This window comes from Roseospira marina (assembly GCF_014197855.1).
In the GTDB taxonomy this organism is placed as follows: domain Bacteria; phylum Pseudomonadota; class Alphaproteobacteria; order Rhodospirillales; family Rhodospirillaceae; genus Rhodospira; species Rhodospira marina.
Map to the genome: position 1 here is coordinate 65,822 of NZ_JACIGJ010000004.1, position 21,280 is coordinate 87,101.

20 protein-coding genes are annotated in these 21,280 nt (G+C 68.9%); 7 read left to right on the forward strand and 13 right to left on the reverse strand.

The annotated features are described in order from the left end of the window. Positions 1–317 precede the first annotated feature (317 nt). Positions 318–1,721: a D-alanyl-D-alanine carboxypeptidase gene (locus GGD82_RS06680; RefSeq protein ID WP_246163951.1), complete on the forward strand. Its 1,404-nt coding sequence runs from the start codon at positions 318–320 to the stop codon at positions 1,719–1,721. An 8-nt stretch (positions 1,722–1,729) separates the two neighbouring features. Here GGD82_RS06680 and ptsP read toward each other — a convergent pair whose 3' ends face one another. The 5 genes from ptsP to GGD82_RS06705 all read right to left on the reverse strand — a co-directional run bounded on the left by ptsP (position 1,730) and on the right by GGD82_RS06705 (position 5,997). Then, a complete protein-coding gene (gene ptsP / locus GGD82_RS06685; RefSeq protein ID WP_246163952.1) occupies positions 1,730–3,637 on the reverse strand; it encodes a phosphoenolpyruvate--protein phosphotransferase in 1,908 nt (635 codons plus the stop codon). Between the two features lie 22 nt (positions 3,638–3,659). Next, positions 3,660–4,055 (reverse strand): HPr family phosphocarrier protein, encoded by a 396-nt coding sequence (locus GGD82_RS06690; RefSeq protein WP_184013243.1) that lies wholly within the window; start codon positions 4,053–4,055, stop codon positions 3,660–3,662. A 4-nt stretch (positions 4,056–4,059) separates the two neighbouring features. Continuing rightward, positions 4,060–4,461, reverse strand: coding sequence for a PTS sugar transporter subunit IIA (locus GGD82_RS06695; RefSeq protein ID WP_150063121.1), 402 nt, complete (start codon positions 4,459–4,461; stop codon positions 4,060–4,062). A 106-nt stretch (positions 4,462–4,567) separates the two neighbouring features. Next, entirely contained in the window at positions 4,568–5,491 is a 924-nt protein-coding gene (gene rapZ / locus GGD82_RS06700; protein ID WP_150063122.1) for an RNase adapter RapZ, read from the reverse strand. Beyond that, on the reverse strand, positions 5,488–5,997 hold the full coding sequence (locus tag GGD82_RS06705; protein ID WP_246163953.1) for an HPr kinase/phosphorylase: 510 nt from the start codon (positions 5,995–5,997) through the stop codon (positions 5,488–5,490). Before GGD82_RS06705 ends, rapZ begins: the two co-directional genes overlap by 4 nt. 119 nt (positions 5,998–6,116) lie before the next feature. Between GGD82_RS06705 and GGD82_RS06710 the strand changes: the two genes are divergently transcribed. Both GGD82_RS06710 and GGD82_RS06715 read left to right on the forward strand, forming a co-directional pair. Beyond that, complete coding sequence (locus tag GGD82_RS06710; protein WP_150063123.1) at positions 6,117–7,034, forward strand: AEC family transporter; 918 nt, start codon at positions 6,117–6,119, stop codon at positions 7,032–7,034. 93 nt (positions 7,035–7,127) lie between these two features. Beyond that, the gene (locus GGD82_RS06715) at positions 7,128–7,775 is read left to right on the forward strand and encodes a TetR/AcrR family transcriptional regulator (RefSeq protein ID WP_150063124.1); all 648 of its coding nucleotides are present in this window, start codon (positions 7,128–7,130) and stop codon (positions 7,773–7,775) included. 108 nt (positions 7,776–7,883) lie between these two features. Here GGD82_RS06715 and parA read toward each other — a convergent pair whose 3' ends face one another. The 4 genes from parA to GGD82_RS06735 all read right to left on the reverse strand — a co-directional run bounded on the left by parA (position 7,884) and on the right by GGD82_RS06735 (position 11,565). After that, positions 7,884–8,537 carry a ParA family partition ATPase gene (gene parA, locus GGD82_RS06720; protein ID WP_150063125.1) on the reverse strand — a complete coding sequence of 218 codons (654 nt, stop codon included), beginning with the start codon at positions 8,535–8,537 and terminating at the stop codon, positions 7,884–7,886. 143 nt (positions 8,538–8,680) lie between these two features. Next, positions 8,681–9,226: a GNAT family N-acetyltransferase gene (locus GGD82_RS21555; RefSeq protein ID WP_375782118.1), complete on the reverse strand. Its 546-nt coding sequence runs from the start codon at positions 9,224–9,226 to the stop codon at positions 8,681–8,683. Positions 9,227–9,232: 6 nt separating this feature from the next. Next, entirely contained in the window at positions 9,233–9,712 is a 480-nt protein-coding gene (locus GGD82_RS06730) for a DUF488 domain-containing protein (protein ID WP_150063127.1), read from the reverse strand. Further along, positions 9,709–11,565 carry an adenylate/guanylate cyclase domain-containing protein gene (locus tag GGD82_RS06735; RefSeq protein ID WP_150063128.1) on the reverse strand — a complete coding sequence of 619 codons (1,857 nt, stop codon included), beginning with the start codon at positions 11,563–11,565 and terminating at the stop codon, positions 9,709–9,711. Before GGD82_RS06735 ends, GGD82_RS06730 begins: the two co-directional genes overlap by 4 nt. Before the next feature lie 220 nt (positions 11,566–11,785). On the opposite strand from GGD82_RS06735, the gene GGD82_RS06740 reads away from it, so the two are divergent. From GGD82_RS06740 to GGD82_RS21375, 3 genes are read left to right on the forward strand one after another with little or no spacing between them, the layout of a single operon-like run. Next, positions 11,786–12,559, forward strand: coding sequence for an MBL fold metallo-hydrolase (locus tag GGD82_RS06740; RefSeq protein WP_184013244.1), 774 nt, complete (start codon positions 11,786–11,788; stop codon positions 12,557–12,559). Positions 12,560–12,579: 20 nt separating this feature from the next. Continuing rightward, the gene (locus GGD82_RS21370; protein WP_311731929.1) at positions 12,580–12,936 is read left to right on the forward strand and encodes a class I SAM-dependent methyltransferase; all 357 of its coding nucleotides are present in this window, start codon (positions 12,580–12,582) and stop codon (positions 12,934–12,936) included. After that, entirely contained in the window at positions 12,902–13,132 is a 231-nt protein-coding gene (locus GGD82_RS21375; protein WP_311731930.1) for a hypothetical protein, read from the forward strand. Before GGD82_RS21370 ends, GGD82_RS21375 begins: the two co-directional genes overlap by 35 nt. Before the next feature lie 7 nt (positions 13,133–13,139). On the opposite strand, the gene GGD82_RS06750 is transcribed toward GGD82_RS21375, so the two are convergent. The 3 genes from GGD82_RS06750 to GGD82_RS06760 all read right to left on the reverse strand — a co-directional run bounded on the left by GGD82_RS06750 (position 13,140) and on the right by GGD82_RS06760 (position 17,330). Then, complete coding sequence (locus tag GGD82_RS06750) at positions 13,140–14,810, reverse strand: sigma-54-dependent transcriptional regulator (protein WP_150063130.1); 1,671 nt, start codon at positions 14,808–14,810, stop codon at positions 13,140–13,142. A gap of 253 nt (positions 14,811–15,063) precedes the next feature. Then, positions 15,064–16,080 (reverse strand): glycosyltransferase family 9 protein, encoded by a 1,017-nt coding sequence (locus tag GGD82_RS06755; protein WP_150063131.1) that lies wholly within the window; start codon positions 16,078–16,080, stop codon positions 15,064–15,066. Between the two features lie 38 nt (positions 16,081–16,118). Continuing rightward, complete coding sequence (locus GGD82_RS06760) at positions 16,119–17,330, reverse strand: glycosyltransferase family 4 protein (protein WP_170284355.1); 1,212 nt, start codon at positions 17,328–17,330, stop codon at positions 16,119–16,121. A 72-nt stretch (positions 17,331–17,402) separates the two neighbouring features. On the opposite strand from GGD82_RS06760, the gene GGD82_RS06765 reads away from it, so the two are divergent. Further along, complete coding sequence (locus GGD82_RS06765; RefSeq protein ID WP_246163955.1) at positions 17,403–18,209, forward strand: alpha/beta fold hydrolase; 807 nt, start codon at positions 17,403–17,405, stop codon at positions 18,207–18,209. Between the two features lie 9 nt (positions 18,210–18,218). On the opposite strand, the gene GGD82_RS06770 is transcribed toward GGD82_RS06765, so the two are convergent. Continuing rightward, entirely contained in the window at positions 18,219–21,203 is a 2,985-nt protein-coding gene (locus GGD82_RS06770) for a bifunctional [glutamine synthetase] adenylyltransferase/[glutamine synthetase]-adenylyl-L-tyrosine phosphorylase (protein ID WP_150063134.1), read from the reverse strand. Positions 21,204–21,280: the final 77 nt, after the last annotated feature.

A 21,280-nucleotide genomic window follows, 5' to 3' on the forward strand; every position in this document is an offset into this window, starting at 1 on the left:
TCGTGTGTACATCCTCGATCCGGAGGGCGGAGCGCCCCGTTCGCGCAAAGAGATTCTTTCTGTAAAACGAAACGCCTATGGACAGCCACTCACCGATTTTCTATGGTAAGCGCAGTTGCTCTTTGAATCCGCTCAAAATTATGTGTCGGTCGTAAGGCTGATCGGAGAGAGCGGACAGAGCGCTGCCGAACCCGTGCCCATACACCCGGATCGGGGGCGCCAGTCGCGTGCTCACGCTGTCGTGTCGCATTGCGTCCCGTCCTTTTCGTCCCGTGGCATGCGCTCCATGGCATGCTCCCGTCGCGCAGGAGGCCGCCGTGTCCTCGTCGCCGTCTTCATCCCCGTTGCGGCCTTCGTTCGTCCGGCTGTGCGCCGCGCTGTCGATCGGGCTGATGCTGGTGTTCATGTTGCCTGGAGAGGCGTCGGCCCGCTACGCCTCGATCGTCGTGGATGCGGCATCCGGGCGGATCGTGCACGCCCGGCACATCGACACGCGGCTGTATCCCGCGTCGATGACCAAGATGATGACTCTTTACCTGCTGTTCGAGGCCCTCGACACGGGCAAACTGTCGCTCGATTCGCGGTTGCCCGTCTCGGCGCGGGCGGCGGGGCAGCCCCCGACCAAGCTGGGGCTTCCGGCGGGGTCGACCATCGCCGTGCGCGATGCCATCCGCGCGCTCGTCACGCGATCAGCGAACGATATCGCCACGGTCGTGGCGGAGGCCGTGGGCACGACCGAGGTCAACTTCGCGCGCATGATGACGGCCAAGGCCCGCTCTCTGGGCATGCGGAACACGACCTTCCTCAATGCCTCCGGCTTGCCCAACAGCGGCCAGAAGAGCACCGCGCGCGATATGGCGATCCTGTCCTTGTCGCTGATGCGCCACTTCCCGCACTACTACCACTATTTCGGAACGGAGTCGTTCCGCTACGGCAACCGCACCATTGGGACCCACAACCACCTGATGAAGCGCTACAGCGGCGCAGACGGTCTCAAAACCGGCTACATCCGGGCGTCCGGGTTCAACATCGCGTTCTCCGCGACGCGGAACGGCCGTCGGCTGATCGGAGTCGTGTTCGGCGGCCGTAGTGCCCGCAGCCGGGACGATCACATGGCGGAGCTGATGGACTCCGGCTTCCGGACCATCGTGCAGGCTGGCTACAGCCCGAACAGCGGCGATCGCATCCGCGTTGTCGCGCGGCCGGATCTCCCCTCCGGGGTGGCGCCGATTCCGCCGGCTCTTCCCCCGGGCAAGATCGCGGAACCGCAGATCGCGGCGGTGCCGACAACCGGGCTCACCGACGTGATCGAACGGCTCGTGGTCATGCCGAAGCCCGATCCCGTGGGCGGGGAGGGCGACGCCACGACGACGGCTGCCATGATCGTGCCGGCGCCCCGTCCGGATCCGGCTGCGGCTCAGGACGGGGCGGCGACCGGGCCGGAGACGCCCGGCACGTGGGGCATTCAGGTCGGGGCGTTCAGTTCCCTGACCTCGGCGGAGGCAGCCGCGCGCGACGCGGCGGGGCTGCTCGCGGCGCGTCCGGCGGGCATCAAGGTGCGTGTGATCCCGCACGGGATTCACGAGGGCAAGGTCTACCGCGCCCGGCTGCTGGGCATGGATTCCGAGGAGCAGGCCCGGGACGCCTGCCGGGACCTGCGCGCGCGTCAGCGGTCGTGCCTCGTGGTCGTGCCGAAGGGCTGGACGGTGGCCTCGCGCTGAGCGCGCCGCTATCGGGCGCCGCTGGTCTCGGTTTCGAACCGGTCCAGCAGCGCCGCGATGCGGGCCGCGTCCGGCTGACCGAGGACCCAGTGGGCGAGTGTCTGGGCCTTGGCGGTGACTATGCGCCGCACCCTCTGCTTCACCGCTGGAATGGCGAACGACGCCATCGACAGATCGCGGAGGCCCAACCCGATCAACAGGGCGGTCATGCGTGGGTCGCCCGCCATCTCTCCGCACACCGACACCGGGATTCCGGCCGCCTGGGCCGCTCCCGTGGTGAAGTGAATCAGGCGCAGCACGGCCGGGTGCAGCGGGTCGTAGAGATGCGCCACCGATTCGTCGGTGCGATCGATCGCCAGGGCGTACTGCGTCAGATCGTTGGTGCCGATGGCGAAGAACGCGGCCTCACGCGCCAGGGCGTCGGCCGACAGGGCCGCGGCTGGGACCTCGATCATCACGCCCAGGGGCGGGATCGGGTCGGGAAGCGGCCGGCCACGGCTGCGGAAGTCGGCCACCACCTCCGCCAGGACGGCCTTGACGGCGATCAGTTCCTCGACCGTGCAGATCATCGGCACGAGAATGCGCGTTGGACCGTGCCAGGCGGCGCGCAGGATGGCCGCGAACTGCGTCCGCAGCATGTCCTTGCGCACCAGCGACAGGCGTACCGCGCGCAGGCCGAGGGCCGGGTTGGCGCTCGGCTTGATGTCCAGGGCGTCCCCCAGCTTCTCGCCCCCCAGATCGAGGGTGCGGATGGTGACCGTGCGGCCCCGCATATGCTCCACCAGGGTCGTCAGGGCGGCGGCCTGCTCGTCCTCGGTCGGCAGGGTGTCGCGGTTCATGAACAGGAACTCGGAACGCACGAGGCCGATGCCCTCGGCGCCCGCCTGCACCACGCTCTCGACCTCGGTCGGGAGTTCGATGTTGGCGTTCAAGTGAACCGCGATGCCGTCCCGCGTCACCGAAGGCACGTCGCGCAGCCGTTGCAGGTTGCGCCGGGTGCGCAGGAAGCCCATCCGCCGGTCCCGGTACAGCGCCAGGGTTTCCGGGTCGGGGTCCAGGATCACGACGCCCTCGGAGCCGTCGACGATGATGCGGGCGTCGGCGTGGGCGTGGTTCATGACCCCCGCGGTCGCGACCACGGCCGGCAGGCCCAGGGACCGGGCCATGATCGCCGTGTGGCTCTGCCGGGCGCCAAGCGCGGTGACAAGCCCACCGGTCTGGCGCGGGTTGAGCTGGGCCGTGTCGGCGGGGCTGAGCTCCTCGGCCACGATCACGCTGCCGCGCGGCAGGTTCGCAAGCCCGGTCTGGCGCGGCCGGCGTGCCAGATTCCGGATCAGGCGGCGGCCAACCTCGCGGATGTCGTCGATTCGGGCGGCCAGATAGTCGTCCTGCATGGCGGAGAACGCGCTGATGAGGTCGGCCATTTCCCCGCGGACGGCGGCCTCGGCGTTGATTTGCCGGGCAGCGATGCGTTGGTCGACGCCCCGCACCAGCCGGGAGCCGCGCAGCATCTGCTCGTAGGCTTCGAGGATGCAGGCCAGTTCCTCACCGGCGGCGCCGGGCAGAGCGCGCGCCTTCTGGCCCAGCGCGTTCAGTTCCTTGATGGAGCGGTCCGCGGCATGGGCGAAGCGCAGCCGTTCCCGCTCGACCAGCAGCGGCGGGATCCGGTACTCCGGAATCGGGGCCAGTCCGTTGTCGTACAGATAGATGGTTCCGATGGCGAACCCGGGGCCGACGGCAACCCCCTGCAGGCGCACCATCGGGCGGTCGTCAAGGAAGGGGGGCGCATCCTCGGCGTCGTTCGGGGGGCTCGCGCCCGCGCCCGGTCGCGATGCGGTCGGCCCCGGCCCGTCGGTGTCGGCCGTCATGTGGGCGGCGAGGGGCTCGTCCAGGTCGAGCCCCATAGGAAGCCCCATGGGGAGCCCAAGAGGGCCGACCCTAGTCCTCATCGAACCGGCCCGCGATCAGGGCGACCAGCGCGTCCCGGACCGCCTGGGCCTGGGCGCCCTCGCACACGATGCGGATCACCGTACCGGGTCCGGCGGCCAGCATCATCAAGCCCATGATCGAATGCCCCGACACCTCTTGGCCCCGGCTGAACACCTTTACCGCGGCGTTGAAGCGATCGACCGTCTTCACGAACTTGGCTGCCGCGCGGGCATGTAGGCCGCGCTGATTGACGATCTCGCACTCGGCGGTGACGGCGCCCCCGGGGGCATCCGCAACCGGGAGGGACGCGACGTTCGTGTCTCCTCCGGGGCCGGCGCCGTCATCGGCGGCGCGGACAAGGGCGACGGCGACGCCCTGGGACGGGGCGGCGGGGCGTGGGCGCACGGCTCTACTCCTGTGTCAGCAGGCGCGAGGCCACGTTGATGTACTTGCGGCCGGCAAGCTGGGCACTGGTGACGGCTTCCGCCAGGGGCTCGGAGCCACGCACGGAGGCCAGCTTGATGAGCATGGGAAGGTTCACGCCGGCAATGACCTCGATGCTGGCCCGATCCATGATCGAGATCGCCAGATTCGACGGTGTGCCGCCGAACATGTCGGTCAGAACGATCACGCCCTGGCCCGTGTCGACCTGGCTGACCGCTTCGACGATGTCGGCGCGGCGCTGTTCCATGTCATCATCGGGGCCGATACAGATGGTCCCGACGTTCTTCTGTACGCCCACGACGTGCTCCAGCGCGGCGAGCATCTCCTCGGCCAGCCGGCCGTGGGTGACGAGCACCAGTCCGATCATCGGGCGCTCCCCTGGGTCAAGCGGGACCTTGTCATAGCATCCATTTCCTTATTCCCTACGCATCCGGCGGTCCGGGCGGACCGGACCGGTGTCCTCACCGCGAGGGCTATCGCGTGTCCAGGTCCCGATGGCGCACGGACACGCGATGGCCCCGCTCCGCCAGCCAAGCCCCCAGGCGCTCCGTAATCAGAACCGAACGATGCCGTCCGCCGGTGCACCCGATTGCCAGTGTGAGGTAGCTTTTGCCTTCGATACCCTGGCGGAGCAAGACCACGTCGAGCAGGCCGATTAGGGCCGACCAGAAGCGGTCAAAATCTGGATCGCCCTCCACATGGGCGGCTACGGCCGCGTCCCTCCCCGTCAGCGGCCGTAATTCCGTCACATAGTGAGGATTACGCAGGAATCGGACGTCAAACACAAGATCCGCCTCGCGCGGCAGGCCATTGCGGTAGCCAAAAGAGACCGCGGCGATTTGGAGACCCTCGCTGGCGCGGCCCAATCCTAGACGTTCCTCCAGGCGGTGCTTGAGGTCGCCGAGGGTCTGATGCGCGGTATCAACGAGAATATCGGCGCAGGCCCGCAGCGGGTCCATGCGCTCCCGCTCCAGGGCGAGGCCGTCCGCTAAGGGCCGGTCGAGCGCCAGGGGGTGGCGTCGCCGCGTTTCCGTGAACCGCTGGCGCAGCACCTCGTCGTCGCAATCGAGATACGCGACCGTGACGTCGAGGCCGGGCCGGTCGCGCAGTTGCTGCACGGTGGACAGCAGGCGGTCGACGGTGAAATCGCGCGTCCGCACGTCGATGACGACGGCCAGCGGGCGATCAAGCGTGCCCCCGGCGATGAGGGCGTCGAGAAGGGCGAGCGGCAAGTTGTCGACCGCTTCGTAGCCGAGGTCCTCCAGCGCCCCGAGGGCCGACGACTTGCCGGCCCCCGACATGCCGGTCAGGACCACGAGGCGTTGGGTCACGCCGGGTCCCGCACCGACGCCGTCATCCGGCGGCGCGGAGCCGGGTGGGGGCGCATCGTCGGTCATTCGCTCTCCTGCTCGGCGATGGGCACGATGGCCTCAACGGCAATCGCGGCGGCCAGGCGGACCTTGGCTGGCGCCGACACCTCGAACGGCCACAGCACGAAGCGCCGCACCCGGACCGGGACATGCTCGCTGAAGCGGTTGGCGTCGGCCAGCGGATCGCAGGTGGCGGTCGAGGGCATGCGGGGCACGGCGCCCGGCAGCGGGGCCATGTCGACCACCGCGATGAGGGGCGCGTGCGCCACCCAGCGGGTGGTGTCGAGCGGAATGATGCCGATGCCACGCACCTCCATCAGGCCGCGCAGCGGGTGGGGGGTCGAGGCGTACAGAACTCCGCTTTCCGCGTCGCGTTCCAGGATAACGCGGTCATCGGCGACGAGGCGGACATCGCCCGTTTCCATCAGGCGAAGGGCCAGATCGGATTTGCCGCTGCCGGCGCCGCCGCGCAGCAGCACGGCACCCTCGGGCAGGGCGACGCAGGTGCCGTGAACGGTCAGCGGATGGGTCAAGGCATCTCTCCTTCGTCGGGCGGGCTCAGGTGCGCATCCGGCCGGGCCCAGAACACGGGCTTGGCGCGATGTGCGCTGCAGTGTAGCGTTCCTGGCTCCCAAAGGCCAAACCAGAGCCCATGTTTATTGCTATCTTTTCGGTTATCGCTCCGGTTCTTCTGATCGCCGGTATTGGTAACGTCTGGGCACGTCGCGGCTGGCCCTTCGATACGCAGATGGTGGCGGCGCTGTCCACCAACCTTGGCGTGCCGTGTCTGGTGCTGGACGTGCTGACGCGCGTCGAGCTGGACATGGCGGCGCTCGGCCAGATGGCGCTGGCGGCCATTCTGGGGCTCGGATTCTGCGCGGGTGCCGGGACCTTGGCGCTGCGGGCCGTCCGCCTGCCACTGTCCCCATATTTGCCGTCGTTGATCTTCGGCAACAGCGGCAACATGGGCCTGCCCCTGTGTCTGTTCGCGTTCGGCGAACCCGGCCTGGCGCTGGCCATCGCCATTTTCATCATCAGTGCCGTGTTCAACTTCACGGCCGGCGTGGCGATCGCGTCGGGCCAATTCAGCGCAAAGGCCCTTTTGCGCACGCCCGTCATCTGGGCGCTGGTGGTCGCCCTGATCCTGCGCGCGACCGGTGCCGACCTGCCGGCGTTCCTGGCGAACACGGTCAAACTGCTGGGCGGCATGACGATCCCGTTGATGCTGCTGGCGTTGGGCGTCGCCTTGGCGCAACTGCGGCCGGGCGGTCTCGGCCGCGCGGCGGCGCTGTCGGCGCTTCGCCTTGCCCTGGGCTGGGGTGGAGGCCTTCTGGTCGTCACCCTGCTTGGCATGGACGGCATCAGTCGGGGCATCGTGTTGATCGAGATGGCCATGCCGGTGGCCGTGTTCAACTATCTTTTCGCGCAGCGCTACGACAACCGGCCCGAGGAAGTGGCCGGAATGGTGCTGATGTCGACCCTGATGACGTTCGCGCTCTTGCCCGTCTTGTTGTGGTTGGCGTGGGGCGGGGCACCGCCACCCGGTTTAGGCGCTGTATCGGCGGGTTGACGCGGGGTGGTGGGCGTCGTACACGGACGGAACGGTTCAGACGGTCGCGCCCGCCAGCTTTGAGCGGGCTGAATCGTGAGAGGGGCACAGGGCATGCCGCGTCCGCGAGGTTTTGATATCGATGTCGCCCTTGAACGGGCTCTGGAGACCTTCTGGCGCCATGGTTTCGCGGCGACCTCGCTTCCGGCGCTGCTGGACGCGATGGAGATCGGCCGGTCCAGCTTCTACGAGACCTTCGGGGGGAAGCGCGAACTGTTCGAGGCGGTGCTCGATCAATACGAGGCCCGTGTGACTGCGCAGGTCCTCACTGCTGTGGAGCGGCCCGGTCCGATCCGCGGTGTGCTGCGGGATCTCGCGCAGGATCTGGTGGAGCGTGCCCTGAGCGACGGGGGCAAGGGCTGTCTGGTCGGCAACACATCCGTCGAGTTGGGACCACACGATCTCGAACTGCGGGCCTGGGTGGCGCGCAGCATGACTCGTGTCGAAACGGCCCTGGAAACCCGGCTGTCCGTTGCCCAGCAGGACGGTGATCTAGACGCCGGAGCCGACACACGCCAGATCGCCCGGACTATGGTGGCGACGTTCCATGGGCTGCGTATTGTGGCCAAGGCACGCCCGGACCGAGCCATTCTGGAGGATATCGCGGGCGGGGTCGTCGCCTTGCTCGATGCGCCGGCGACGCGCGCACCGGAAGCGATGCGCGTCGATGATGAGGTGCCGACGGGCGCGACGCTCGCCTGACCCCACCTGACGTCGTCGAATCCCGTCTGATTGGGGCGATCAGATGACCCGTCCCCCCCCCGTTCCTCCCCCCCCGTTTTTCCGTTGCCGGGGTTCCGTTCCCGGTGTTCACCGGCGCTTGTCGCGGCCCTTGAGAGTTGCGAATACCTCCGTGGCCAGGGCTCCGATTTCGCGCGCGGCCGTGGAGCGGGGCTGGTATTCGACCACACCCTGGCCTTCCATCATACTGGCGGCGAAGGCAACGCGGTTGCCGAGCGTGGTGTGGGCGATCGGTAGGCCTTCTTCCAGCAGCTTTTCCAGCATGATCTCCTGAAGCTTGCCGCGCGGCGGCATCCGGTTCATGACGATCAGGGCGTCGGTGCTTTCCTTCTCCGCCATCTCGGCCGTCGAGCGGGTGGCCCATAGGTCCATCGGACTCGGCTGCACCGGCAGCAGCAGAATGTCGCCGGCTCGCACGGCGGCGCGGGCCTCCGTCTCGGCGTGCGGCGGCGTGTCGATGACCACCACGTCGAAATGGTCGCGCAGCCGGTCCAATTCCGTGCCCAGGCGCCAGCCCGCCACATCCGACAGGTGGAGCGCCGCGCCGTCGGGCTGGTGCTCCGCCCGCCACGCATGCCAGGAGGCGAGGCTGCGCTGCGGGTCGATGTCGACCAGCCCCACCGACTGGCCGCGCCGGGCCCAGGTCACCGCCAATTGAGCGGCGAGCGTCGTCTTGCCGGCGCCCCCCTTCTGCTGGGCGATGGTGATGATGCGCGCCGCCATGCGCGTCCCCTCCCTTTTGTCGTAACCCGTTCCGGCCCCGAGCATAGCGGGTCCGGTCGGCGGCGGGCTAGGGCGGATCGCGTCCTATTTGACCCGTTGCGCGGGGCCAATAGGACCGTGTGAAACCGCCCGATCTGTCGGATTTAGGGTCGGCGGGCCAGCCGCTTTGCCATCTTGAAGTTTGTCAGCGCCACCGCGCCCTTCTGGACGGTCTGTTCGCGCTCCACGGTCCACCCCTGGCGCTCGAAAAAGGGCCGGGCCGTCAGGCTGGCGTCGGTTGTCAGGCGCGCAATGCCAAGGTCCTCGGCCCGCGCCTCGACCGCCTGATACAGGCGCCAGCCAGCCCCCGTTCCCGCGACATCCGACCGGACAAAGGCAAGGTCGATGTATCCGTTTGCATCGAGGGTCATGAACCCGACGGGTTCGCCGTTCCGCTCCGCCATGAAGCCGTCGACGTCGACACACATGGTTCGCCATCCGGCTGTGTTCGGGGATGCGCCAGCCCAAGCGATTCGCTGCTCCGGCGTGTAGTGCGCAGCCGCGCCCCTATGAACGGCGTCAAAGAAAATGGCGCCTGCGATGTCACCGTCGTCGGCGCGCAAGGGCCGGAGTGTCAGGGTCTCCATACGGATCTCCGTGTCGCGCTGTGGGATCGATGGGCGCGTCAGGGACGGGCAGGGGGACCGCATGGCGTTTCAGCGCGGGCCGAAAAGGTCCCCCTGGGCGGGGTTTGACCGGGCCGATGGCGGGTTTGGCGCGACGATATGATGCACGGGCAGCTTGGTCCGTTCGGCCAGGGCGGCCGCGATGAACCGCCGATGGCAGTGCATCGGGTCGCGTTCCAGGCACATCAGGGCTATGGGCCGCCCGGTTTCGGCCAGAAGGGCCGCCGCCGCGTCGAGCGCAGCCCGCCCCGCCCCCGACGCGAGGTGGTTCGCCATCCCGGGCCCGCCCGTTGGGTCCGTCTTGGCCGGATTGCCCAGGCCGGCAAGGTGGACGTACCGCAACTCGGCCGCGGTCGTGGCCGTACGCAGGGCCGCCTTCGTGAACACCGCCCGGCGCGACCATGGCACGGCGCGCACGTCGATGAGAACGCCGGCCCCGGCCGCGCGAAGGTCGGCGAACAGATCCTCCGGGCTCCGGCCCTGGTACCCGATGGTCAGGATGGCGGTCATGGGACGGTGTGGTTCGACATGTCGGACGGTTGGGGCGACAGTCCCCTCTCGAGCGGGGTGAACACCTGCTCTTCGCGGTCGCGGCCGCGCACCGAGACCGGTCCGAGCGCCGCGAAGGGGATCGCGGGGGCCAGTGCGGCGGTGCGCTCCGACACCAGGATGCGGGTGCCGGTCGTCTTGTTCAGCGACTCCAGCCGCGCGGCCAGGTTCACCGCGTCGCCGTGGACCGTATAGGTCAGGCGGTCCTGGGCCCCCACCGCGCCGGCCAGGACCATGCCGGTGCCGATTCCAATGCGGCAGGACAGGGTGCGACCCTCGATCGGTCCGGCGTCGAGGCGGGCCATCATGGCCTGGGCGGCCGTCACGGCGGCGGTGGCGTGATCCGGGTGGCGTTCCGGGACGTTGAACGCGACCAGCATGGCGTCCCCCTGGAACTGTGTCACGACGCCGCCGTGCTGCTCCAGAATGTCCACCATCACCGAGAAATAGGCGTTCAGCACCCGGACGGTTGGTTCCGGTCCCAGCGCCTGCGTCAGGGTGCTGAACGCCGAGATATCGGCGAACAGCACGGTGGCTTCGATTTCGTCGGCGCGGGCCTTGGCATCCTGGGCGAGCAGACGGCGGGCGACCTCTTCCGGGACGTACTTGCCGAACAGATTGCGGACCCGCTCCCGCTCCCGAAGCCCTTGAATCATGCTGCGGACTGCGTTGTCCGCCTCGTGATACTCGCGGATCCAGGAGCGGCTGCGCGGCGGATCCTGGCTCAGATCTCCGGCCGCGACGGCGCGGGCGAACCGCGCGAAGCGGACCACAGGGCGCGCAATCGACCGCGCCAGCAGGAGGCCGGCCAGGGCGGATAAGGCCAGGATCGCCAGGCTGACGCCGATGCTGAACCACAGGCGAACGTACGCCGGCGCGCCCTGTTCCGGCGTGAAATGGGCGCCGACCAAAATGGGCTCCGGCGTGATGTCGGTAATCTGGCGGAGCGTATGGATGACCTCCGTATCCGGCAACTGGATGCCCTGGGCCCACCCGGGCTTCAGGTCCGATGGTCCCATCAGGTCCAGCGGCTCGGCGCTCCACAGCGTGGCGAGATGGAGGTCTGGGAAGTCGGCGAGGTCGGGCAGGGCCTGCGCCCCCGTGCGGGACGCACCCTCGTCGAAGGCAGCCCCTGTGTCGAGCAGCGGATGCGCCAGGACCTTATCCCGGCCGTACAGGGCATACGGCGTCAGGATGTCCGTGGAGAGCAAACGGGGAAGGATCGGGCCGATCGGGGCCAGGCCGATCATGGCGATCAGCACACCCGCCGGCGCGCCGTCCGCCATCAGCGGCGCGCGGATATTGAACACCGTGTGGCCGTAGGTGCCGCGCCAGACCGGGTTGCCCCACTCGGGCGTGGTCTCGCCCAGGGCGGCGCGGTCCAGCAGATCGGTGATCATGGCCGCGACGGCGGGACGATCCTCCCAGGTTTCCGTGGTCGGCATTCCGCCCTGACGGTATCGGCGGACCTGCTGGTCCGGGCGCACGATGGCGAGGCTTTCCAGGCGCGGGACGGCGGTCAACAAGCCGACCGCATAGGCGTCCATCTGCTGCGGGTCGTCGAGGTCCAGTGTGCCGTCGGCCACGCGGGCCTGGGTGGCCGTCGCGATCTGGTCAAGTGGTTCAAGCTGGCGGCGCACCCAGCCTTCCAGCCCGTGCAGAACCGTGGCCGACCGCTGCAGCAGGAGCTCATGGGCCGACGTGTTTCCCGACCACGCCCCGATCGCGAGCATGGTGCCGGCCGAGGTCAACACCAGGCCGACAAACCCGACAAGAAGGACGGTGCGCAAGGATATCTGGACGTGTGGCGGCATCGATCACGGTCTTCAAGCAAGGCTGGCGCAAACGGGGGGAACCACACGAACGGGCGCTGCGGTCCGCAGACTGTCACAACATAGCAGGTGTTCAGGCCGGCGGAACCTCCGTATTGTGAGGGGCTTTCCGACACGGTCGGAGCGCAACCGGCGGCGCTGGGGTTCAGAACGGCCGTCCGGAGTTGAGACGGGGGGGACGGCATACGGGGCGCCAGACGCGATGCGCTTTTATTTCATCGGAACCGGGTCGGCTTTCACGTTGGCCGATGATAATTTTCAGAGTAATGCGGTCCTGGAGGCGGACGATGGGCGCCGCCTGCTGATCGACTGTGGCACCGACGCGCGCCGGGCGCTCAAGGCGCTCGGCTTGGGGCGCGAGGACATCCACGCGATCTATATCAGCCACCTGCACGGCGACCACGTGGGGGGGCTGGAGTGGTTTGGGTTTACCAGCTACTTTTGCCCGGGATCCCACAGGCCGGAGCTGTTCCTGGCGGAGGATCTGGTCGGTCCTTTATGGGACAACTCCCTGAAGGCGGGCATGGCGGCGCTGGATTTCGGCTGGGCGCGCCTGGAGACGTTCTTCAAAGTGCATTCATTGGCCACGACCGGGAGCTTTGACTTCGCCGGCGTGCGCCTCGATCTGGTGCGGCTGCTGCACATCCGCTCCGGCGAGGCTGAGATGTGGTCGTATGGCCTGATGATCCATGCGCCGACGGGCCCGGTCCTGTTTACCTCCGACTGTCTGCACCAGCCGGACGTTCTCATGCCGTGGTATCGGGCCGCGCGGCTGATTTTTCAGGATTGCGACACGGGTTCGCGGCCGGGCGGGGCGCACGCGCATTACAGCCACCTGTGTTCCCTGCCGGCGGAGATCCGCGCTCGCATGTGGCTCTATCATGTGAAGGACGGCCCGCTCCCCGATGCGGTCGCGGACGGGTTCCTGGGGTTCGTGCGTCCCGGGCAGGTGTTCGAGTTCGGGGCGGCCGCCTAATGCCGCCGCCGGAGGTCCATGTGCAACTCACCGTCCCGTCGTCCTGGATCGTCCGGTTCGCCGCCCTCATCCGCGCCGGCGGCACGGTGCTTGACGTGGCTTGTGGCGGCGGCCGGCATGCCCGCTGGCTGCTGGACCACGGCTTCGTTCCGACGCTGGTGGACCGCGATACCGAGTACGTCGGTGATCTCGCCGGTCGGGCGGAGATCATCACGATGGATCTGGAGGCGGGCGGCCCGTGGCCGTTCGCCGGCCGTCGGTTCGACGCGGTCATTGTGACCAACTACCTGCATCGCCCGCTGTTTCCGCACCTGATCGACAGCGTGGCCGCGCCGGGGGGGCGTGCTGCTGTATCAGACGTTCATGCTGGGCCATGAGCGCATCGCCCGGCCCCGCAATCCGGATCATTTGCTGCGACCGGGCGAACTGCTCGATGCCGTGGCGGGGCGGCTTCAAGTCGTGGCGTTCGAGCAGGGCCTTCAGCCGACACCCTCCCTTCGGGGGCAGGGTGTGGTGCAAAGTCTGTGCGCGGTGCGTGGTGACGAGCCCGCGAGTCTTCCCGCCGCGCCGTAGGTCTGCGTTATCCCCCGCCTGGAGAGCCGCCTTCGGTCGGTGGCGTGCCGGCGACCGGGTCCCCGAACTGGCGGATGCGGCGGTAGATCGTGCTGGGGCTGACCTCCAACAGGGCGGCCGCCCGAGGCACGTTGCCGTGGCAGATTTTCAGGGCCTTGGTCATGTGCTCCCATTCGACCTGCCATAGGGGGCGCAGCCCGTTGGCGTCGCGGCGGCCATCAAAGCGCCCCTCCGTCGGGCCCGGTTCGCCCGCGCCCCCGAGGGGGCCTCCCGCCATGGCGGGGCCGCCGGTCGCGGCGCTACCCGACATGGGGTCGCCTGAGGTGGGTGTGGCCTCGGCTGTCGGCGCGCGTGGCGGCTCGGGAGTGGCGGGGGCGGCGGGGGGGCCCGTCGACGGGGCGGATGGGGCGGCCTCACCGGCCGCCTTCGCCGCCTGTGCGGAGGACGCCGCCATGGCGCCGCCGAGGGTTCGCGCGGGCCCTTCCAGCATCTCGGCGGAGACGATGGGGCCGTCGTTCAGCACCACGACGTTGCGCAGAACATTCTGGAGCTGGCGGACGTTGCCGGGCCACGGCAGCAGCTTCAGCAGGGCCTCGGCGGGCTCGGTAAAGCCCGTGAAGGTACGCCCTTCTTCCTTTGCGAACCGTTCCAGGAGGGCCGTGGCGATCTCCACCACGTCCCCCTCCCGCTCGCGCAGGGGCGGCAGGTGAATCGGGATGACGTGCAGGCGGAAATAGAGATCCTCGCGAAAGCGTCCGCCCTGAACCTCGGTCCAGGGGTCGCGGTTGGTGGCGCAGATGAAGCGCGTATCGACGCTTTCCAGCTTGGTTCCGCCAACGGGGATGAAGGTGCCGGTCTGGATGAAGCGCAGCAGCTTGGCCTGCAACCCCAGATCCATTTCGCAGATTTCATCCAGGAACAGGGTGCCCCCGTCCGCGCGGGCGGCGGCGCCCTTGCGGTCGGCGGTGGCGCCCGTGAACGCGCCCTTGATGTGGCCGAAGATCTCGCTTTCGATCAGCTCGTGGGGGATGGCGGCGCAGTTGAGGGCCACGAACGGGCCGACCTTGCGTGTGCTGGCGCGGTGCAGGGCCTCGGCGCAGACCTCCTTGCCGGTGCCCGATTCGCCCGTGATGAACACGCTGGCGCGGGACGGCGCGGCCGCCTCGATGGTGCGGTAGACCGCCTGCATCGGCAGCGACGAGCCGATAAACCCGTGGAACGTCTCGCGGCCGATCTCCGCGCGGATGCGCCGGAGAGTCCCGGCCATCGTGTGCCGCTCCACGGCATTCTTGAGGGTGACCCGAAGGCGGTCGGCGGGGAAGGGCTTGGTGAGGAAGTCGTCCGCGCCCTCGCGCATGGCTTCCACGGCCACCTGCATGGATCCCTGGGAGGTTACGACGACCACCGCCATGTCGCTGGACCCGGCCCGGATCTCGCGCAGGATATCCAGGCCCGACCCGTCCGGCAGGCGAAGGTCCAGGATGATGGCGATGTGCTGGGCTTGGGCCAGCAGGCGGCGGGCTTCGGCGCCGGTCTCGGCCAGATCCACCGGCCACGGCAGGTCGCGCAGGTACTCCAGGTATACCCGTGCCATGGACGGCGTATCCTCGACGAGGAGAACGCGTCCATCCGACCCTGAAGTCGATGTTGTCGGGGCGACGGTGTGCCCGGGGGTCATTTGCTGTCCAGTTGCTGCAACCTAGGGCAGAGGGTGCCGACGGCTCATCCGGTCTTTGCGACGTGGAGAGACGACCTCACCACGCACGAGAAGAGGTGCGACGCAAAACTTTCGACCACACCCATGTTCTGTTGCCATACCCTCTTCTCAAGCGATGCGGTCCCTATAGTGTACCGTGTTACATGGCCATTGGAACCCACTGGATGACGGAAAGGGCAAAACAAGGCGGACGATCGGGTCGCTCCTGGGGTTATTACACCATACGGAGGGCGTTTCGTCCGGAAAACGCGGGATCATGGGGCGGGGCCTTTCGAACCTGGGTGATGGCTGCTCGCACTGCGTGTTGACCCAGCGCGGACAGAGTCGGTCGCTGCAGGCACACGACCGCCGGGCCGCGCGGCCGGTGTTTGTCCGGGTTGGACGCGGCGGAGAACAGGGCCACGGTCGGGCATCCGGCCAGGGCGATCATGTGCAGCGGGCCGGTGTCGTTGCCCACCGCCAGGGCCGCCCGGTGGCCGAGTGCGGGGATGTCGAGCAGGTCGGTCCGGCCGATCAGCGCGATGGCGTCCGGACAGGCCGCCCGCACGGCGTCGATCACGTTGGCCTCGGCGGTCGTTCCCAGCAGCACCGGGGTGAGACCCTCCTCCGCGACCAGCCAGCGGGCGAGGGCGGCGAACTGGTCCGCCGGCCAGCGCTTTTCCGGTCGGTGCGCGGAGCCGCCGGGCACCAGCAGGGCATACCGTTCCGGCAGGGCGAAGCGCGCGACGTCGGCCGCCCCGGGGCCTGTCCAGGCGAACGACAGGTCCGGGGCGTGCGTGACCGGGATCCCGGCGATCCGGAGTTGTTCCGCCTGACGCTCGATGGAGTGCAGGTGGGTGCGTTGGGGTGTGTCGTGACAAAACGCGCAGCCCGGCGCGATGCCGCTCCAGGGCGGGGCGGCGCCCATCAGGCGCAGGGCGCGGAAGTATCCGGATGAGCGGTCGGAGGTTTGCAGGTCGTACACCCGGTCGAATGCGCCGACACGGATCCACCGCACCGTGTCGGCCCAGGCGAGGGGCCGCCGCAGGCCGCCGCGCCGGTCCACCCGGACGGCGTCGAACAGGCCGCTGGCGCGCAGAAGGGGCGCATAGGGGGCCGTGGTCAGCATGGTCAGGTGTGCGTGCGGATGGTGGCGGCGGATGGCCGCCATCGGCCCCAGCGCCAACACGACATCGCCCAGCGCGGACAGCTTGATGACCAGAATGCGGGGGCGGGCGGAGTCCGGGGTCATGGGGCTGGCTTCATGGAACTGGGCTCATGGGGCGGGGCTCACGGGACGGAGAGAGCCGGTTCGGGCGCGCCGAGCAGTTCGCGGTACACCGCAAGCGTATCCAGGATCATCGCGGTCTTTGAAAACACCCGCTGGGTCTGCACCATGGCGCGTTCGGTCATGGCGGTCCGAGCGGCCGGGTCCATGTCGAGCGCGACGGCAAGGGCATAGGCGAGACTGTCGGCGTCCCCGGGCTCGAACAGCCAGCCGGTGACGCCGTGGTCCACGATCTCCAGCGCACCCCCATGCGCCGGCGCCACCACGACGCGGCCGAGAGCCTGCCCCTCGGCCGGCACCCGCCCGAACGCTTCCGGCTCCAGCGAGGCGGACACGACCACGTTGGCGAGGCGGTAGGCCGCCGGCATGTCGTCGCAATGATCCAGGATATGGACCTGGCCTTCCAAGCCATGGTGCGCGATCTGATCGTCCAGGGTGGTTCGATAGGCCGCGCGGCCCTGATCGGAGCCCACGATCAGCGCGTGGACGCCGGGCCGGCCGAGCCGGGCCATGGCCTCGATCAGCAGGCTCTGGCCCTTCCAGCGCGTCAGGCGGCCCGGCATGAGGATCACGGTGGCGTCCTCGGGCAGGCGCCATTGCGTGGCCAGCCGGACGATCCGCTGTTCGCGCACCGCTTGCGGGGTGAAGGTGGTGAGATCGACCCCGCGCGGGATGATCCGGATCCGGTCGTCGGTCACGCCGTACTGTTCGCGGATGTGCGCCGCGATGAACTGCGAGATGGCGATCACCCGGGCGCCCTCGATCATCACCCGGTTGTAGCCGGCCTTGAGGCCCCACGGCCCCAGGGTATAGGTGCCGTGAAAGGTCGTGACCAAGGGCACGCCGGTGGCGCGGGACGCCCACAGGGCGCTCCAGGCCGGGGCGCGGCTGCGGGCGTGGATCAGATCCACGCCGTGCTCCCGAATGACGCGGGCGAGCCGGCCGGCGTTGCGGCGCAGGGCGAGGGGGTTCTTGGTGGCCAGCGGCAACGTGATATGCCGTGCGCCGACGCGGGCCAGGGCGTGCTCCAACCGGCCCCCCTGAGAGGCGACAAGGGCCCGCCAGCCGGCGCCGACGATCCCTTCGGCCACGTCCACGGTGCCGCGCTCCACGCCCCCCGCCTCCAGGGCGGGCAGAACCTGTAGTACGGTGGGGATGGCCCCGGCTGCCTGTGTTTCCCTTCGCGTCGTCGCGGTGATACCGTGCGCCGTCACCCTCGTGCCGCCCTTGCCCTGTGCTTGCCCTGCACGCGTTGTCCTCGTTTGGACGGCTGGACCGACCGACCCATGAGTGAAACCGATATGACAGACACCGATACGCCCCCCGGCACTTCTCCTGACGCCGCGCCCCGCCGTCTGACCCGTCCGGATGGCGCCACCATCGCCTATCACACGGTGTCCGGCAAGGGGCCGGGCGTGATCTTCGTGCATGGCTTCATGTCCGATATGACGGGCGGCAAGGCCCTGTTCCTGGAGCACTGGGCGCGCCGGAACGGTCGCGCCTTCGTCCGCTTTGACCAGCGGGGCCACGGTGTGTCGGACGGCCGGTTCGAGGACGGCACCATCAGCGCCTGGGCGGACGACCTCGTTCAGGTCATCGACCACCTGACCGAGGGGCCGCAGGTGATCGTGGGGAGTTCCATGGGTGGTTGGCTGATGCTGCTGGCCGCGCTGGCGCGGCCGGAGCGCGTGGCCGGGCTGCTGGGGCTGGCCGCCGCGCCGGACTTCACGGAAGACCTGATGTGGTCGGAATTCGACGCCGCCGCCCGGGCGAGGCTGGCGCGCGATGGTGTGGTGCACGTGCCGTCCGATTACGGCGATACGCCGTATCCCATTACCCGGGCGCTGATCGAGGACGGCCGCACCCGCACGCTGCTGGGCGGACCGATTCCCATCCACTGTCCGGTGCGCCTGATCCAGGGCATGCAGGACGAGTCTGTGCCGTGGTCCACCGCCCAGCGCCTGCTCGACCGTCTGGAGAGTTCCGACGTCGAACTGACCCTGGTCAAGGCTGGCGACCATCGCCTGTCGGAGCTGCACGATCTGGCCCGGCTGGAACGGGTGCTGACCGGCCTTCTCGGAGCCCTGGAGTAGGACGCCCCCTCAGCGCGGCGCCTCGTCTCCGCCGGGAGCGGTCGCCGCGCCCAGAAGGCGGTCGTACACCTCCATGACGCGCGCGGCGGTATCGTCCATGCGCGCCTTGAGATCCTCGAAATCAACGGCGCCGTCCCAGATCGCAATCAGCCGGGCCTTCAGGCCCTCGGGCAGGGTGTCGTCCGTCGGTACGCCGTCCATGGAATGGCGGATCATTCCCTGTAAGCTGAGCCACCGCTGGTGCGCATCGCTTAGGAACGCGGCGTCCGGGGCCGGCAGCAGGCCGGCGTCGCCCACTCGGCGCAGCCCTTCCGCCGTGTTCGGCACCATGATGTTCGGGTGGTCGTGCGCGTGCTGGAGCTGGAGGAACTGCGCCAGGAACTCCACGTCCACCAGCCCGCCGCGCCGATGCTTGATGTTCCAGCGGTTGCGATCCCCGTGTTCCGCGTCCATGCGGCGGCGCATGTCGGCGACGTCGTGCGCCAGCCGCTCCGGGTCGCGCGGCCGGCAGACGGTATCCCGAATCACGGTCGCGACCCGCTCCGCCACCGTGGCGGGACCGGCGACGACGCGGGCGCGGGTCAGGGCCTGATGCTCCCAGGTCCAGGCGGCCTCGCCCTGATAGCGGCGGAACGATTCCAGGCTAGTGGCGAGCGGTCCCTTGTTGCCCGAGGGGCGCAGGCGCATGTCCACCTCGTACAGGCGACCCTGCGCGGTGTTGGCCGTGATCGCGTTGATGAAGCGCTGCACCAGCCGGGTGTAGTAGGCGGTCGGCGGCAGTGGCTTGGGGCCGGTCGACTGCTCCACGCTGTCCGGCACGTCATAGACCATGATGAGGTCGAGGTCGGACGTGGGCGTCATCTCCTGGCCGCCCAGCTTGCCCAGGGCCACGACCACCACGGCGGCGTCGGGCATGGCGCCGTGGGTCTGGGCGAACTCACACCAGACCCGATCGAGCATGACGGCCAGGGCGACGTCGGCGACATCGGCCAGCGCGTGCCCGGTCGCGCCCGGGGCCTGCCGGCCGAACAGGGCCTGCACACCGATCTGAAACCGGTGGTCGTTGGTCCAACGCCGGCAGATGTCGAGCACGTCCTCGAACACGCGGGCGTCGCGTAGCGCGACGTCGAGCCCCTCGCGGAGCACGGCTTGCGTCGGTGCGGTGTTCAGGAACGCCGGCTCCAGCACGGCGTCAAGCAGGCGCGGGTTGCGGGCCAAGTGTTCGGCCAGACGCGGCGCGTCGCCCATGATCTCGGCCACCAGCGTCATAACATGCGGGTTCGCCAGGAACAGCGACATGATCTGCGCGCCCGTGGGCAGGTGAGCCAGGAAGCTGTCGAAGCGCAGCAGGGCCGCGTCTGGATTGACGGTCCGGGCCAGGGCGCGGATCAGGGTCGGCATCAACTCGGTCAGGCGCTCCCGGGTGCGCGTGCTGCTCATGGCCCGATAGCGGGCGGTGTGCCAGCCGCGAATCGTGCTGGCGATGCCGGTGGGATTCGCAAAGCCCAGGTCGCTAAGGGTGCGCAGGGTTTCCGGATCGTCCTCGCCACCCGTGAACACCAGATTGCCGGCGCCGCCCGACAGATTGGGCTGGTCCTCGAACAGGTCGGCGTAATGGTCCTGCACGGTCATCAGCGTGGATTTCAGGGCCAGCGCGAATGGCTTGATGCCCTCGTATCCCAGGAACACGGCCAGGGCGCGCAGGGCGTCCGTGTCGGTCGGCAGGGTCTGGGTCTGCTCGTCGTTGACCATCTGCAAGCGGTGCTCGGCCTGCCTCAGGTGGCGATAGGCGGCCGTCAGATCATCGCGCACCGCCGGGGCGACCAGCCCGCGTGCGGTGAGGGCGTTCAGCGCCTTGAGCGTTTCCCGGTCGCGCAGCGTCGGATCCCGACCGCCCCAGATGAGCTGCTGGGTCTGCACGAAGAACTCGATCTCGCGGATGCCGCCCCGGCCGAGCTTCAGATTGTGACCCTCGACCGCCACCACGGCGTGGCCCTTCTGGGCGTGGATCTGGCGCTTGATCGAGTGGATGTCCTGGATGGCGTTGAAATCGAGCGAGCGCCGCCAGACGAAGGGGCGCAACCCGTCCAGGAACCGGTCGCCCGCCGGAATGTCGCCGGCCACCGGGCGCGCCTTGATCATGGCGGCGCGTTCCCAGTTCTGCCCGAAGCTCTCGTAATAAATCTCGGCCGCCAGCGTGGAGATCGCCACGGACGTGGACCCCGGATCGGGCCGAAGCCTCAGGTCGCAGCGGAACACATAGCCGTGCGCGGTCCGTTCCTCCATCAGGCGGACCACGTCCTTGGTCAGGCGCACCATGTCTTCGCGCGGCGTGCGGCGGCCCCGGTAGTTCAGGCGCTCCTCGTCGAACAGCACGATCAGGTCGATATCGGAGGAGTAGTTCAGCTCCCGGGCGCCCAGCTTGCCCATGCCCAGCACGATCAGCCCGCTGTCGCGCGTCGGTGCCTCCGGGTGGGGCAGCACGAGGTCGCCCTTGGTATGCAGGCGCGCCAACAGGTGGCCGCAGGCCAGATCCAGTGTGGTTTCGGCGAGCCGGGACAGAGCACCCGTCACCTGCTCAAGGGTCCAGAGCCCCAGGATGTCGGCGACCGCCGTGGTCAGGGCCACGCGCCGCTTGGCCACGCGCAGCGCCCGCATCACCGCCGTCTGATCGTCGGTGGCGGCCGCGTCCGTCCGTACGGTATCGAGCGCGCGGTCAAAGGCCGCATCGACGCCCGTCTCGCACAGCACATGGATCCAGGCGGGTTCCTGAAGCGCGCATTTGGTCAGGAACGGGCTGTTGCCGAACAGGGCATCCAGAAGGGGGCGGCACGGGTGGTCGGCGGCGACCGACTCCCGGATGAAGGCGGCCAGGGCTGGGTCGCCCGTGGTTTCGGCCTGATCCAGCCAACGCTCCCGCCCGCGTTCGGCGCGGTCGGTATCTCCAGCGGCGGGGGTTGTGTGCGGTGTGTCCGTCAGTTGGCACGGCGTCATAGCATCACCTCAATTGGACAGGCACACTGTGGACAACGCCCCGCCCGGTCAAGGTCGGCCATGGTTCGTCCACGAGC